Below are 12,647 nucleotides of genomic sequence, written 5' to 3'. Positions count from 1 at the left end.
TGGTTCCTGACAGCGGGTGTCGGGACGGTTCAGCGCGAGCGCACAAGGGACAGGGAGACGCGCGGGGCCTCGGCGGCAGCCTGCGTGAACGGCGCGGACCCGGGGAGGGCGGCGGTTGAGCGGGCCTGGGCGGCTTCGACCCGCGCCTGCTGTCCATCAATGATCGAGACCGTCGTCCGGATGGACCGCCGGGCCTCCGCCAACTCGCTGTGAGCGGTCGAGACCGCTTCCTCGATGACCTGGCCGGCGGTTGCCAGGGCCTGGTCGACGTCGCGCCGACCGCGCAGGGGATCGAGGTGCGCCAGCTGGTCGGTGGCCGCGCCCAGGGCGGAGACGGTCTGGCCCATCCGGTCGGCGACCTCGCCGTAGGTCCAGGCCGTGCGCAGGACGTGCTCGGGGACGGGCTCTACGGCCACCCGGGCTTCGATGGCCTGTCCGATCTCAGCGATCAGGTGGCCGAGGTCGGTGATCTGCCGGCCGACGGAGGAGGCTTCGGAGAGCCGGGTCGGCGGGCTGGTCACGGCAGGCAGCTTCGCCTCCTGAGCTTCGAGGCGAAGGGCGAGGGACTGCAGGGCCACGGATTCGCTAACGGGTGTGTTCACGAGGGGCTCCGGTGGGGGCGGGTGTGGACGGCGGGGTCGGTGACCGCGGGTGGGGTGCGGGCGGAGGCGGGGCCGGGCATGGTGCGGTCGGCGACTCGGGCGGGGCTGCGGGCGAGCGCGGCGCTGACGCGGGAGGCCTGGTCGGCGCGCGGCCGTGGTTGCGGCTCGGGCGGGGAGGTGGCTGCGCGCCAGCGCTCCCGAACCTGGTCGACCGGGCCGAGCGCATACAGGGCCTGGCCGATGAGCTGACCGGGGGCGAGCCGGTCGCCGTTGGCCTGCGCGGCGATCTGCCGGGCCGCGACGGCCGCGGTGCGGTTGAGGGAGCCGCGCAGGAGCTGCTCGCCGAGCCACTCGGCCGAGCCGACCGCGCCGTTGCCGAGCAGGGCGGAGAGGCGTTCGTCGGTGAGGGTGCCGTCGGCGAGCAGGCCCCGCCGCTGCACTTCCCACAGTGCGGTGACCGGATCGATCGGCTCTCCCCGGTGGTGGAGCGCCCCGAGGCAGCGGTAGAGGTGGCTGTGGCCCGGGTCGGCGAAGTCGCCGGGCCGAAGCCAGCCGAACACCTCGTCGATCGCGCCGTCCTGGTGGACGAGCAGCGCGAGCAGGAACCGCTCGTCCTCGATCTGGCTCGCCACGGGTGCGGCGGCGGCGACGACCAGCGGCAGAGCGGGGGCCTGCGGCCTCGGCGGGGTTCCCCAGCGCCGGGCGACGTCGGCCAGGACGCCCACCAGGATGTCGGCTTGGGCGACCGTGTCGTCGGCCTCGTGCTGCCGGGTGCCCTCCTCGGCGACCGCGAGCAGGCGGGAGGCGTGCTCGGCGACGGTGCGGTGGATGGAGCCTTCGAGCACCATCCGGCCGTAGACCGGCGCGTTGGCCGGCCGCGGACAGGCCGCGATCAAGGCGTGCGGGTAGGAGGCAGTGAGCCCGCGCACGTGCCGGCCCGCCTCGGCGAGGCTGTCGTTCAACCAGGCCAGCGGCACGGCGCCCTCGGCGGCGAGCGCCGGGTGCCCGGTACCGCCGAGGGTACGCAGGGCACCGAACAGGGCTTGGTGGGCCGGGCGGTAGAAGTCGTGCGGCTCCAGCCAGCCCAGGCGGTCGAGCTGGCGCGGATCGAGCAGCACCGCGCCGAGCACGGCCTGCTCACCCGTGAGCAGCGGGTCCATCACGTTGCCCCGTCATCCTCGGCCCGCAGACGGGCGACCTCGTGGTCGGCGGCGGCCCTGGCAGCGGCGAACCGGTCCAGCTCACCCGTGAACACCAGGTCGGAGACGAGGAAGGAACCGACTCCGGTGACCAGCCACCAGTGGCCCCCGCGCCGGACCACCGGCGCCCCAGACAGCGGGGCCGATGCGCGCGGGCGTTTGACGGTGTTCGGATCGGACATGCGGAACTCCTGAAGGGCAAGGGGAATTTAGGCGAGCAAGGGAAGCACGTGCGGCGCCGGCCGAGGGGTGTTGTCGACCGGTGCCATGGAGGACGCTCAGGCCGAGAGGGTGAAGTCGTCGCGACCGTGGCCGGCCTTGGCGAGCGCGCGCTCGGTGATGGCTTTGGTGGCACGGGAGGAAGCCGGGCCGATCTCCTTGGCCGAGCGCTCCTTGTACCAGGGTTTGAGGTCGAGCATCGCTACCCGCATGCCGGTGGCGAAGAGCAGGATCTTGCCCTTGGGCAGGGCGCGGATCTCGTCGGGCGGCAGGATGCGTTCGGTGCGCATCGAGACCGAAGTCGACTTGCCGCTGTCGGAGTTGGAGACGGAGACGGTCTGCACGTCGTGCTCGCCGATCTGCCGCGACAGCTTGTCCGCGAAGTCGGCGTCGTCGATGCCGCTGCCGATCACCTTGACGGTGGCCGCGGACCACAGCGCGTCCATTCCGGCCTCACCCCAGCAGCGCTGGCCTTGGCGATAGGACTGCAGGATGGTGATCGGGATGACGCCCCGGCTGCCGAGGTGGGAGTAGAGGTCCGGCAAGTCGCTGATCTTGCAGACGTTGGCGGCCTCGTCGAGGACGCACAGGGCGGGCGGGTCGAGTCGGCCGCCGTTGCGTTCGGCGACGATGACGGCCGCGCGCATCACCGCGTCGGCCGCAGCGGCGATGATCGCGCTGGCGGAGCCGCCGCCGTCCTTGCTGAGCAGGAAGAGCGTGTCGCGGGAGGAGGCGAAGTCGAACGGCTTGAACTCCGCCAGATCCGGGGTGGGGGTGACCCAGGCGGCGATCTCCGGGTCCAGCAGACAACTGGCGTACTGCCGCGCCGTCTCGTAGATCCCGTCACGGGTCTCGGTGGCCCCGGTGACGGTGCCCTGGAGCTGGGCGGCGACCGCGTGGTGGCCGGCGTCGGTGAGCAGGTCGACGGGGGTGCGGTCGGAGGGCGAGGCGAGCCAGGCCAGCACGTCGGTGATCGGGCGGCGGTGGCTGGCGGCGGCCAGGAACAGCGACCCGAGGGTGTTGCTCGCCGCGGTGGACCAGAAGTCGGAGCCGCTGGACTCGTCGACGGAGGCGGTGACGAAGTGCCCGGCCAGGCGCTTGGCGCCGGCGAGGTCACGGGCGTCCGCGAGGATGTCCCACCACATCTCGCGCGGGTGGTGCGCGATCTGTTGCGGGTCGAGTGTCCAGACCTTGCCGACCTTCGTGCGGGCGTCGGCGCAGGCGGTGAAGGCGTCGTTCGCCGCTTTGTTCGAGGTCAGCAACACCGGTCCGGGGGCCGCCAGAATGGCGGGTATCGCGATGCCGCTCGTCTTACCGGAGCGCGGCGCCATGATGGCGACCATCACGTCCTCCCACGAGGCACGGACCTCGGCCTTGCCTGGGGAGAGCGTGCCGATCAGGATGCCCCGGTCGTTCGGCTCTACCTCTTTTGCACTCCCGGCCGTTCAGGCTCGGGCGCAGGCTGCGGGCCTTCTTGGTGATCTCCGTGTCCAGGAGCGGTGCCATGTCCGCCTTGCGGGCCAGGCCGCTCCTGGCGCCGGAGCGGTGGCGCAGCCACAGCACCAGGGTGGTGACGGTGGCGGTGAGGGTCAGGGCACCGGGGACGATGCGGGCGCCGACCAGGACGGGGGCCGGGCCGAGGTGGGGCCACAGCCGGTCGGGGTGCAGCAGGGCGTCGGTAGCGTTGAACGGTGCCCAGGGGCCGGAGCCGGCAAAGGCGTTGGTGAGGTTGCCGGTCAGCCAGGCCAGGGAGCCGAAGGCGAGGGCAGCGCCGAGGACGCCGAACATGAGGTAGAGCAGCGCGTCCGTGCCGGAGGTGGTCGACGGCGCGCTCGTGCGCGGGGCAGGCAAGAGGGGTTCCTGGGAGGTACGAGCGAGCGGAGGTGGGCGGTACGCGCTCGGCTCTGGTGCGGATCACGGAACTGCTCTCCTCGGCATCGGGGCTGGCGGAACGTTTCAGCGGGTGCGGGCGACGGGCCCGACCGATGCGGCCGGTACGGGCGGCAGCCGGGTGGGGGCGGCTGCGGCAGGAGCGCCCGGGCTGGTGCTGCGGGCGAGGGCTGCGCGGGTCCGCAGATCGTCGGCGGCCTGGACGTCGGTGGCGCCCGGCGCGGGGGACCCGGCGCGCTGGACCTCGTCCACGGCCTCGGCCAGGTCGGCCTGGAGCTCGACGAGTTGGTCGGACGCGAAGCCGAACCGGTCGGAGAGTTCGACCTGGTCGGGTTCGAGATCAGTGATCTGCTCGGAGGCGGTCTCCAGGGCCTCCTGGAGGCGCACGAGCATCCCGTCGTCCGGGTCCAGCAACTGATTGAGCACCCCGGCGAGTTCGGCGAAGTCCGTGCTGCCCTGCAGCGCGTCGGTGAGATCGAGAATCCGCTTGTCCGTGGTGGCGGGCGGTGCGACGTCGAGCCGGGGATCGAGGTCGACCTTGTAGCGGGCGGCCCGCAGCATCTCGGCGGCGTGGGTGGCGCAGGCGGCTGCCTCGTGGCTGGGCGTGGTGGTGGGCAGCCGATGGCGGCGGCCGTGCCAGTCATCGATCTGCCTGAACCCGGCGTGACGGAGCAGGGTGGCTGACAGGTCGTCGTTGGTGCCGGTGGCGACGACGCTGCCGCTGGGCCCGGCGCTGACGGTAATGACGGGCATCCGGTGGTCCTTGGCGGTGGTGACGGTGTGGGTGAGGTGACCGAGTTCGGCGGCGATGCGGGTGCACTCGGCCTGCACGTGAAAGGGGTCCCGGTAGGTGCCGTGGAGGTATCCGTCCTCGCGCACGACGGTGGCGACGACGTGCACCGACCGGTCGCCGTTGCGGATTGCGGCCCACCGGCAGCCGTTCGGGTCGCTGGCGGGGGCGAGCCCGGTGGCGGTGACCAGGCGCCGGGCGACGTCGGCCCACTGGGCGTCGCTCAGGTCCGGGTGACGGGGGTCCGAGTGCACCGAGCACATCCACACCGGGAGCTCGGGAGCCCGGGCGCCGATCCGCAGGGCCGGCGCGTCCAGCACGCCGCCGCCGAGGACCTCTTGCGGGTCGCCGAACAGGGGCAGCTGCAGCTGCTTGTCGGCGCCGCGGTAGTCGGCGCTGATCAGCCGGGGACGCAGTCGGCCGCGCGGGTCGTCCAGGCCGTAGAGGGCGGGGATCAGCGCGGCCGTGGTGGTGGCGCGCTGCAGGTGGGCGATCACGGCGTCCCCTCTCGGACGGGCGGTGGAGCCCGGCGGGCGGGCTGGCAGAGCGAGGATCCGCGTCTTCGGCGGTTTGGCCGGGCTGGAGTTCGGTGATAGGCGTCGGCCAGGCCCGGCCGGGTGTTCCGCGAGCGTCAGCGAGCTGCGGTGAGCGGATCGGTGGTGCCCTCGGTGCGCCGGACGCTGTGGTACAGGGGGGGCGGCCGTCGTGGTGCTTTTGAGTCGGACGGCTGAGGAGGAGGGGCTGATCCGGTGCCCTGCCCGAGGAGGCAGGGCACCGGGGCCTACACGAAGGGGTTCTCGGTCGGCCGGTCGGTGTCCACGGCCGCGTCGAGCAGCTCGGGCAGATCGGCGGGCTCGGAGGCGCGCTGGTCGATCCACCAGCCGGCGCGAGTGATCGTGCGGGCCTGGTCCTCGATCTGCTCCCACTGCGGCTCCGGCATGCCGGCGTCGAGGACGAGGGCCGTGTAGGCAGCGGCGAGGACCTGGTGGCGGCACCGGATGCCCCAGGCGATGCCGCGCTCGGTGCCCTCCAGCGGTGGCATCCGGTACTGCTGGGACCAGGCTTCCGACTCGGCCTGTTCGGCGGCGCGCTTGGCCTCCAGCCACTCCGCCTTGCCCGTCTCGTCGCTGTCCTGGGCGGCGCGCCAGCAGTCGGTGCAGTCCTGCTTCGCGAGCCAGTCGGCGAAGCTGGCTCGCCGGTCGGCCGGGCGGGCGCCGAGGTCGCGTTCGGCCTCGTGCCCGCACGCGTGGGTGATCGTCCAGACCTTCTTCACAGCCATCTATCTGTTCCTTGGTGATTGGGAGTGGTCATCGGGCAGTGGAAGTCAGTGGCGCAGGCCCGGGCGACCGGCGCTCGGCGGCGCGGGCGCGGTCGGTGCCTGCGCCTGCTGCCCGGTACGGGTGTGCACGGCGGTCGGAGAGGTGGCGAGGGCGGCGCTGACGCGGGCGTCGGTGACGTCTGCGACGCCCGTGGCCCTCACCGCCGGGTCGGCGAGGCCCGGGTGCGGAACGCGTCGGGCGGCGGGAGCGGCCGTCTGGTCGACCAGGTCGGCCGGGCAGTCGTACGCGAAGTCCTCGGCGCGCAGGTAGTCGATCGCCCGTGTCACCACCGCCCGGCGCTCTGCTGGGTCGGCCATGGCGGAGGGAAGCCGGTGGTGGGTCTGCTGAGAGCTGGTGGTGACCGGGACGAATCCGGCTCGGTGAAGCAGCGACTCAGCTCGTTTCCACCGGTCCTGTACGTCCTGCTCGGTCGGAACACCGCAGCGGTCGAGGTGTGCGTCGATGGCAGCCTGCATCGGCGCGACATCGGTTCCGTGCTGCTGGTCGGGTTCCCCGAACTGGCTGTCGTACAAGGGCTCGACCTCGACCTTGCCGACGCGGGGGTCGAGCCAGCCCACGAACCAGCCGTTCTGCGGTCCCGTCGTCTCGAACTCCTCGTCGGTGTCGTCGAACGTGGGGCCGGCGACCAGGAAGCTGCCGTCCGGGAGTCGCGCCTCGATGTGTTGGCCGGTTTCGAAGTCGATGGTGAACTCGACCTCTCGCTTCGCCAGGGGGACGGTGATGGCCGCGAATCGGCCGGCCGGAAGCGGTCGACGGGTGCGGGCGGTGATGCCGAGGTTGTCCTCGGAGAACTGGACGACGGGCTGCATGCTGTGCTCCTGGGATGGCAGCCCCCTGGGTGGTGGCCGCGGGGTTGGGCGGTCAGCGGTGGCGGTCACTGGTGGTGGCGCAGGTGAGGACGGTGTCCGTGAGGGCGGGTTCGACCGCGACGGTGTACCGGTCCTGCCGGAGGCGGATGGTCGCCTCGGCGATGGCGTCGAGACTGTCGGGGGGCGCGCGGTAGATGTCGAGCTCCGTCAGGTGGCACCATCCCGCCGCGGCGAGGAGTTCGGCCAGCTCGCGTGGCGGGTGGTCGTGGAGGACGGCGACGATGCCCAGCTCGGGGTGGACGACGAAGGCCACGTCCGGCTCTTGGGCGAGCTGCGGGAGCGGGCAGCGGAGGAACGAGGGGTCGTCGGAGGGGGCGACGGCAACGGAGGTGGAGGCTTCCTCAACGCGGCACGGTGGTGCGGGTTGGTCACCGCGCGCGGGCGAAGGCGATGCGCGGGTCGACGGCCGAGGGTGGCCTGCCGGCGCCGAGCGCGGCGGCAGGAGCAGGCTGGGAGGCGGGACCCTTGAGCGCCGCCTCGTCGACGCGGAACTTGTGCGTGGCGAATGTCTGCCGGACCTCTGCGCGGTGAGCGGCGACGTCCGCGGCGAGCCGGGGCTCCAGGGCGACCTGGAAGTTGCCGCGCCGTAGTCCCGTGACGGTGTGCGCCACGACGTCGAGCGACTCGGCCCGGGTTCCGGCCGGCGAGAAGTAGACGTCCAAGTCCCGGTGGTGGCGCCAGCCGTCGGTCTCCAGGAAGATGCCGGGGCTGAAGGGGTAGTCGCTGCCCACGGCGGCGACGATGCCCAGGGTCGGGTGCTCGGCGATGGCGACGTCCGGACCGCTGTCCGGCTGGTGGCTGGGCGTCGGTTGGACCGTGGCCGTCCGCGCCTGTGTCCGTTCCTGCTTGCTGGTGTTCACGTGGGCCAGGGCCATGTCGGTGTCGACGCGATAGCCGGCGCCGGTGAGGAGCTTGGCGGCCCACGTTGCGCGTTCGGGGGCTTCGCGGTGCTGGTCGGTGAGCGTGTAGAGGGTGGGGTGGCCGGGGAGGCGCTGGAAGTCGAGGCGTTCCAGCATCCACTGGGCGGCCGGGGAGTGGGTGGGCAGGGAGGCGACGATGCCGTGGTTCGGGTGGTGCCCGATGGCGACGTCGGGCAGCTGGGTGGGTTCGGCGGCAGGCACGATGGGGCTCCGCTTCGGTGGTCGGGTGGTGGGAGCGGTGGGCGGAGCGCTGTCTGTTCGGACGAGGCACAGCAGGCTTCTTTCAGGGGCAGGGGCGCGGTCCGGCCGGAGAGCTGCGGCGATTGCCCTCGGGTAGCGGGCCGCGGTGCAGATGGTGCGGGGATCCGGCGGCTTGGCCCGGCCGGAATCCGGTGGTAGGGCGACTGGTCACCGGGCCGGGTGCCGTGCATCCGGCCGGAGCGGAGTCGGCGCTGGCACCGGGACCGGGGCGCTCTGGCCCGGAGGGTGGCCGGAGCGGGCGGCGGCCGCCTTGACCTGCTCCTCGCGGGCAGGCGCGGGGAGGCCGTGACGTGCGTGGCCAGCGTGGTGATCGGGCCGTCCGCGATCCGCGAGGACTCGGCCCACGCCTCCGCGTTGCGCAGCTCGCCCCAGGGCGGTGGTGACCTCGTCGGTCCGTACGGCCAGGAGGCGTTCGCCGTCCGGGGCCAGTGAGGGTCAGAGCGGTGTACGAGGCGGCAGCGGTGTTTCAGGGCAGCCGTCCCCAGCCCCAGGCCTGGCTACGGAGTTCGGCGAGGGTCCCGGCCGGGGGCGTGCGGGCTGACGGTCCAGCCGGGCAGGGCCCGGCCGTCCTCGTCGAAGTACACCCGCACGTACGTCTCGTCGTCGGGCGACGGGTTGCCGAAGGCACCGTCGGGGCGGAACAGGGCGTAGGTGGACCACCGTCCGTCGCCGCCGCGGGTGCTGGAGCTGAGTACGAGGTTCCAGTCGGAGTCGGTGTACGGGCGGCGGTCGCGTTGGGCGGCCAGCAGTTGCTCGAACGCCGTGAAGTCGGCCGCCGTGAGGTGGGAGTGGTCGAGGTAGGGCTCGACGTCGTTGCTGGGCACGTGAGTTCAGGATCCTTGAAGGGCCGAGGTGGTCAGGCGGCCATGCGGAAGTCGGTGTCGTACAGCTGCTTCTCCCTGGGGTGGAGGAGGTGCTGGACGATGAAGGAGAGGGCGGCGACCTTCCACAGGCCCCGGCCGCGGGTGAGGGCGGCGATGGCCTGGGCTTCGACGCCGGTGAGGCCGAGCAGGGCCATGGCGGCGGGGATCTGGTCGGGTTCCTGGCGGTAGATGATCCGGGTCGAGCAGTCGGCGAGCAGGCCTTCGGCCAGCACCCGTCCTCGTGATCCGGCGTCGCCCGCGGACAGCAGATCGGACAGTCGGTGCAGGATCAGCAGATTGGCGATGCCCAGCCCGCGGGAGAGCTTCCACTGCTGCTGCATGCGCTCCAAGAGGCCGACGTGGCGCATGATCCGCCATGCCTCGTCGTAGATCACCCAACGCCTGCCGCCGGCGGGGTCGGCGAGGGCGGCCTCCATCCAGGCGCTCGCGCAGGTCATCGCGAGGACGAGGGCGGTGTCGTCGCCGCTGCTGCCCAGGCGGGACAGGTCGATGGAGAGCATCGGCGCGTCCGGGTCGAACGTGACGGTGGACGGGGCGTCGAACATGCCGCTCAGGTCGCCGTGGACCAGGCGGCGCAGGGCGTGCGCGAGGTCGTCGGTCGCGTGGCCGAGGCTTCCGGCCTGGCCGCCGAGGGCGGCGTCGAGGCGTTCGGGACGGCCGAGGATGTGGGCGATGTCGCCGAGCAGCGGCACCGTGCCGGCAGCGTCGGCGTCCGCGACGATCAGGTCCAGGGCGACGTCGAGGCCGGTGTGCTCCATCGGTAGCAGGTCGCGCTTGAGCACGGTGGCCGCGAGGCTCGCCAGCAGGAGCAGGCGGCGCTTGCGGACCTCGGTGCGCCAGTCCTCCTCGCTCACCTCGGCGGGCCGCTGTGGTGCGTCCAGCGGGTTCAACCGCCCGGGGAGGCCGGGGCCGAGGGCGATGGTCTGCCCGCCGAGGGCCTGGGCCAGCCCGGTCCACTCGCCCTTCGGATCGCTCGGCACGTAGATCTTGTAGCCGTGGGCGACGGAGCGGGTGGCGATGGACTTGGCGAGCGCGCTCTTGCCCATGCCGATGACGCCGCACAGGATCGCGTTCGGGTTCGTGAACCCCTCTATGCGACCGGAGTTGTAGAGCGTGAAGGGGTCGTAGCAGAAGGAGCCTTCGGCGTGGAGGTCGCGGCCGACGAAGGCGCCCTCGGCGCCGAGGCCGGCCTCGGCGAGGAAGGGGTAGGCGCCGCCGGCGACGGCGGTGGTCAGGCGGTGCTTGGGCAGGCGGAGCTTGCCGCCGCGGGCGGAGGCGGGGCCCGGGCGCCCGGAGGCAGGGTAGGTGGGGCGTAGGTCGGGGTCGGGGCCCTCGTGTTCGCGGCGCCGGGCGGGGGCCTGGGCGGAGCGGGCCTTGGTGCGGGCCTCGGCGAACTCGGCGCGGGCGGCGCGCTGTTGAGCGCGGGTGGTCTTGCGCGGGACGAAGAGCGGGGAGGCGGTGGCGCGGTTCCTGGACATGATCACGGGTTCCGGGGTCAGTGGCGGACGAGGCCGGTGAACGGGGAGTGCAGCTCGGCGGGGGTGGCGCGGCGGCGCACCAGATGGGCGGTCTGCTGGTGGCGGCGGCAGATGGTCAGCTCGGGCGCGCCCTCGGGCCGGCGGGCGCGACATGCCTCGGGAGCGGGGACTTCGCCCGTGCCGGGCCGAGGTGCGCTGTGGTAAGCGGCGTGGAGGTGGTCGGCGGCCTGCCACAGGCGGATGCGCGCGGCCTTGAGGTGGTCGCCCTCCCCGGGCAGCAGCGGGCTGGTGCGCTGGGCGTGCGCGTCGAGCAGGCCGTGCAGCGAGACCAGGTGCTCGTGCAGGGAGTCGAGTTCGGCGCGCGAGGCGACCAGCGGGCCGGTCGGGATGTTGAGCGCGCGGTGAAAGTCGATCGCGGCGGTCGCGTACGGGACGAAGTCCTGCGCGAGGGGGGTGGTGGCCGGCATCGGGGTGCTCTTTCGGAAGGCGGGAGGACCGGCGTCAGACGGCGAGGGCGAACGGCAGTGCGGAGGCGGTGAACGCCTCGCCCTGCTGCCAGGTGAGCGGACGCAGATCGAGCTGGGCGCCCACCGCGGCGGTCTCCACCACGGCGCAGGCGGAGCGCAGTTCGTCCTCGGTGTCGGCCGAGACGGTCAGTAGCCCGGTGAGGGCGACGTCGGCGTGCCCGGCGATCAGCTGGCGCTCGCGGTTCTGGATGTCCTGGTACTCCACGGAGTCGGCCTCGCTGGAGACCTGGCCCTTGCGGGCGCGCTCGGCGGAGTCGGCGATGACGGAGGCCTTCTTGCGGCGCACGTCGCGCATCGCCGAGTCGAGGTCCTGCGGCTCGTACGAGAGGGAGATGGTGCGGCGCACTCCGGAGGCGAACAGCACCTGGTGCAGGAAACCGGGGTTGACCTCGGTGCGCGGCCAGTTCTCCACCCAGTAGGTGGCGTGGTGGGCGGAGTCGGTCGAGATGTGGTCGGCCTTCTCCACCACGACCACCGGTCCGGCGGCGGCCGGGGCCGCACTGGGGCGCCCGTCCTCGGACCAGCGGTCCAGGGCGGCACGGGACTTGGGGTCGTAGGCGGTGCGGGCGACGGCGGCGATCTCGGCGGCGGACAGCCAGCCGGTCGGGTTGAGGCCGGCGGTGCGGGCGGACTGCTCGAACGAGCTCGTCAGCTGGGCGAGGACGGCGAAGGCACCGGTGAGGCCGCCGCCGGCCTGGGAGATGAGCCGCCGGGCGCCCTTGAAGTCGAGGGCGATGGCGACGTAGGCCTCGTGCGGGGCTGCGGCCGGACCGGCGTTCTGGATCAGCTCGCCGTAGAGGGCGCTGGCGAGCGGGGCGTCGGGGCGGCCGTGCTCCTCCCAGTAGCGGCGCAGCGCGTCGCCGGAGTCGGGGACGGTGCGCTCGATGACCTGGACGCGGGCGACCTGGCCGGTGCGGGCGAGGGCCGCGAGTGCGCGGCCCCAGCCGTTGACGTTGGCGTTCTGGGTGCCGGGGTCGAGTAGCGCGTAGGCGCGGGAGGAGACCTTGACGATCGCGGTGAGGGTGCCGGCGTGCGGATTGTGGACGGCGCCGTACCGGCGGTCCGGGGCGGTGACCACGCGCAGGCTGGCGGCGCTGCCGGGCAGGTGCAGCAGGCCCTCGCGCACCGGCCGGGAGGAGGGGCGGGCGAGCCAGAGCAGCTGTCCCCGCAGGCGGCGCAGCGCGTAGCGGGCGGCGACCGGCGCCCAGTCGGCGAGGGTGCGGCCCCGGTAGCGGACGAACACGACGGCGGCGACCGTGGCCCAGACGGGTATGAGCTGGAGGGCGCCGGTGACGCCGCGGGTGGTGAGGACGGCGAGCAGCAGCAGGCCGGTGGTGGCGGAGGCGACCAGCTGCGGGGCGCTGAGGCCGAGCAGGATGCCGCGCTTGGAGCGGTGGGGGAACTTGACGGACGCGGGGGCGGCGTCGGACTTCGGGGTGGAGGACATCGGGGGTTCCAGGGAGGCGCGTACGGGCGGCGGGCGGGAGCGCGGCGCTCTTCTGGACGTCATCGCGGGGCTCCTTCGGAAGCTCGGGATCGGATGGTGGGCCCGGGGGGGGGGGGGGGGGGGGGGGGGGGGAAAGCAAGGGGGGGGGGGGGGGGGGGGGAGGGGGGGGGGGGGGTTTTGTGGGGGGGGGGAAGGGGGGGGGGTGGGGGGGCCCAACATCA

The 12,647-nt window shown here is 73.3% G+C and carries 13 protein-coding genes and 1 pseudogene; 1 reads left to right on the top strand and 13 read right to left on the bottom strand.

What is annotated here, in order from left to right:
- Positions 1-29: 29 nt before the first annotated feature.
- The 9 genes and pseudogenes from ACZ55U_RS13490 to ACZ55U_RS13450 all read right to left on the bottom strand — a co-directional run bounded on the left by ACZ55U_RS13490 (position 30) and on the right by ACZ55U_RS13450 (position 8,030).
- Positions 30-521 (bottom strand): hypothetical protein, encoded by a 492-nt coding sequence (locus tag ACZ55U_RS13490; RefSeq protein ID WP_465525732.1) that lies wholly within the window; start codon positions 519-521, stop codon positions 30-32.
- Positions 522-598: 77 nt separating this feature from the next.
- Entirely contained in the window at positions 599-1,762 is a 1,164-nt protein-coding gene (locus ACZ55U_RS13485) for a DnaB-like helicase N-terminal domain-containing protein (protein WP_465525730.1), read from the bottom strand.
- Positions 1,762-1,983 (bottom strand): hypothetical protein, encoded by a 222-nt coding sequence (locus ACZ55U_RS13480; protein ID WP_465525728.1) that lies wholly within the window; start codon positions 1,981-1,983, stop codon positions 1,762-1,764. The genes ACZ55U_RS13485 and ACZ55U_RS13480 overlap by 1 nt, the downstream gene beginning before the upstream one ends.
- A gap of 96 nt (positions 1,984-2,079) precedes the next feature.
- Positions 2,080-3,871, bottom strand: a pseudogene (locus ACZ55U_RS13475) (type IV secretory system conjugative DNA transfer family protein).
- 105 nt (positions 3,872-3,976) lie between these two features.
- A complete protein-coding gene (locus ACZ55U_RS13470) occupies positions 3,977-5,197 on the bottom strand; it encodes a coiled-coil domain-containing protein (RefSeq protein WP_465525726.1) in 1,221 nt (406 codons plus the stop codon).
- A gap of 284 nt (positions 5,198-5,481) precedes the next feature.
- Positions 5,482-5,979 carry a hypothetical protein gene (locus ACZ55U_RS13465; protein WP_465525724.1) on the bottom strand — a complete coding sequence of 166 codons (498 nt, stop codon included), beginning with the start codon at positions 5,977-5,979 and terminating at the stop codon, positions 5,482-5,484.
- Positions 5,980-6,024: 45 nt separating this feature from the next.
- Positions 6,025-6,849 (bottom strand): hypothetical protein, encoded by an 825-nt coding sequence (locus ACZ55U_RS13460; RefSeq protein WP_465525722.1) that lies wholly within the window; start codon positions 6,847-6,849, stop codon positions 6,025-6,027.
- Positions 6,850-6,901: 52 nt separating this feature from the next.
- Complete coding sequence (locus tag ACZ55U_RS13455; protein ID WP_465525720.1) at positions 6,902-7,162, bottom strand: hypothetical protein; 261 nt, start codon at positions 7,160-7,162, stop codon at positions 6,902-6,904.
- Positions 7,163-7,277: 115 nt separating this feature from the next.
- Positions 7,278-8,030 carry a hypothetical protein gene (locus tag ACZ55U_RS13450; protein ID WP_465525718.1) on the bottom strand — a complete coding sequence of 251 codons (753 nt, stop codon included), beginning with the start codon at positions 8,028-8,030 and terminating at the stop codon, positions 7,278-7,280.
- A gap of 354 nt (positions 8,031-8,384) precedes the next feature.
- On the opposite strand from ACZ55U_RS13450, the gene ACZ55U_RS13445 reads away from it, so the two are divergent.
- Positions 8,385-8,522, top strand: coding sequence for a hypothetical protein (locus ACZ55U_RS13445; protein ID WP_465525716.1), 138 nt, complete (start codon positions 8,385-8,387; stop codon positions 8,520-8,522).
- Between the two features lie 65 nt (positions 8,523-8,587).
- Here the strand turns inward: ACZ55U_RS13445 and ACZ55U_RS13440 are convergent, their stop codons facing one another.
- From ACZ55U_RS13440 to ACZ55U_RS13425, 4 genes are read right to left on the bottom strand one after another with little or no spacing between them, the layout of a single operon-like run.
- Entirely contained in the window at positions 8,588-8,914 is a 327-nt protein-coding gene (locus tag ACZ55U_RS13440) for a hypothetical protein (RefSeq protein WP_465525714.1), read from the bottom strand.
- 32 nt (positions 8,915-8,946) lie between these two features.
- On the bottom strand, positions 8,947-10,452 hold the full coding sequence (locus ACZ55U_RS13435; protein ID WP_465525712.1) for an ATP-binding protein: 1,506 nt from the start codon (positions 10,450-10,452) through the stop codon (positions 8,947-8,949).
- A gap of 17 nt (positions 10,453-10,469) precedes the next feature.
- Positions 10,470-10,919, bottom strand: a complete 450-nt coding sequence (locus tag ACZ55U_RS13430; protein WP_465525710.1) for a DUF6238 family protein — start codon at positions 10,917-10,919, stop codon at positions 10,470-10,472.
- 34 nt (positions 10,920-10,953) lie between these two features.
- A complete protein-coding gene (locus tag ACZ55U_RS13425) occupies positions 10,954-12,426 on the bottom strand; it encodes an SCO6880 family protein (protein ID WP_465526007.1) in 1,473 nt (490 codons plus the stop codon).
- Positions 12,427-12,647: the final 221 nt, after the last annotated feature.

It is taken from the genome of Kitasatospora sp. NPDC034533, assembly GCF_055575155.1.
The sequence above is the reverse complement of the archived record's forward strand: the minus strand, read 5'-3'. Positions and strand labels throughout refer to the sequence as shown.

Excerpts from the sequence above, each read along its gene's own strand:
- ACZ55U_RS13465 (WP_465525724.1), bottom strand. The coding sequence starts at position 5,979 with ATGGCTGTGAAGAAGGTCTGGACGATCACCCACGCGTGCGGGCACGAG.
- ACZ55U_RS13480 (WP_465525728.1), bottom strand. The coding sequence starts at position 1,983 with ATGTCCGATCCGAACACCGTCAAACGCCCGCGCGCATCGGCCCCGCTG.
- ACZ55U_RS13485 (WP_465525730.1), bottom strand. The coding sequence starts at position 1,762 with ATGGACCCGCTGCTCACGGGTGAGCAGGCCGTGCTCGGCGCGGTGCTG.
- ACZ55U_RS13460 (WP_465525722.1), bottom strand. The coding sequence starts at position 6,849 with ATGCAGCCCGTCGTCCAGTTCTCCGAGGACAACCTCGGCATCACCGCC.
- ACZ55U_RS13435 (WP_465525712.1), bottom strand. The coding sequence starts at position 10,452 with ATGTCCAGGAACCGCGCCACCGCCTCCCCGCTCTTCGTCCCGCGCAAG.
- ACZ55U_RS13430 (WP_465525710.1), bottom strand. The coding sequence starts at position 10,919 with ATGCCGGCCACCACCCCCCTCGCGCAGGACTTCGTCCCGTACGCGACC.
- ACZ55U_RS13425 (WP_465526007.1), bottom strand. The coding sequence starts at position 12,426 with ATGTCCTCCACCCCGAAGTCCGACGCCGCCCCCGCGTCCGTCAAGTTC.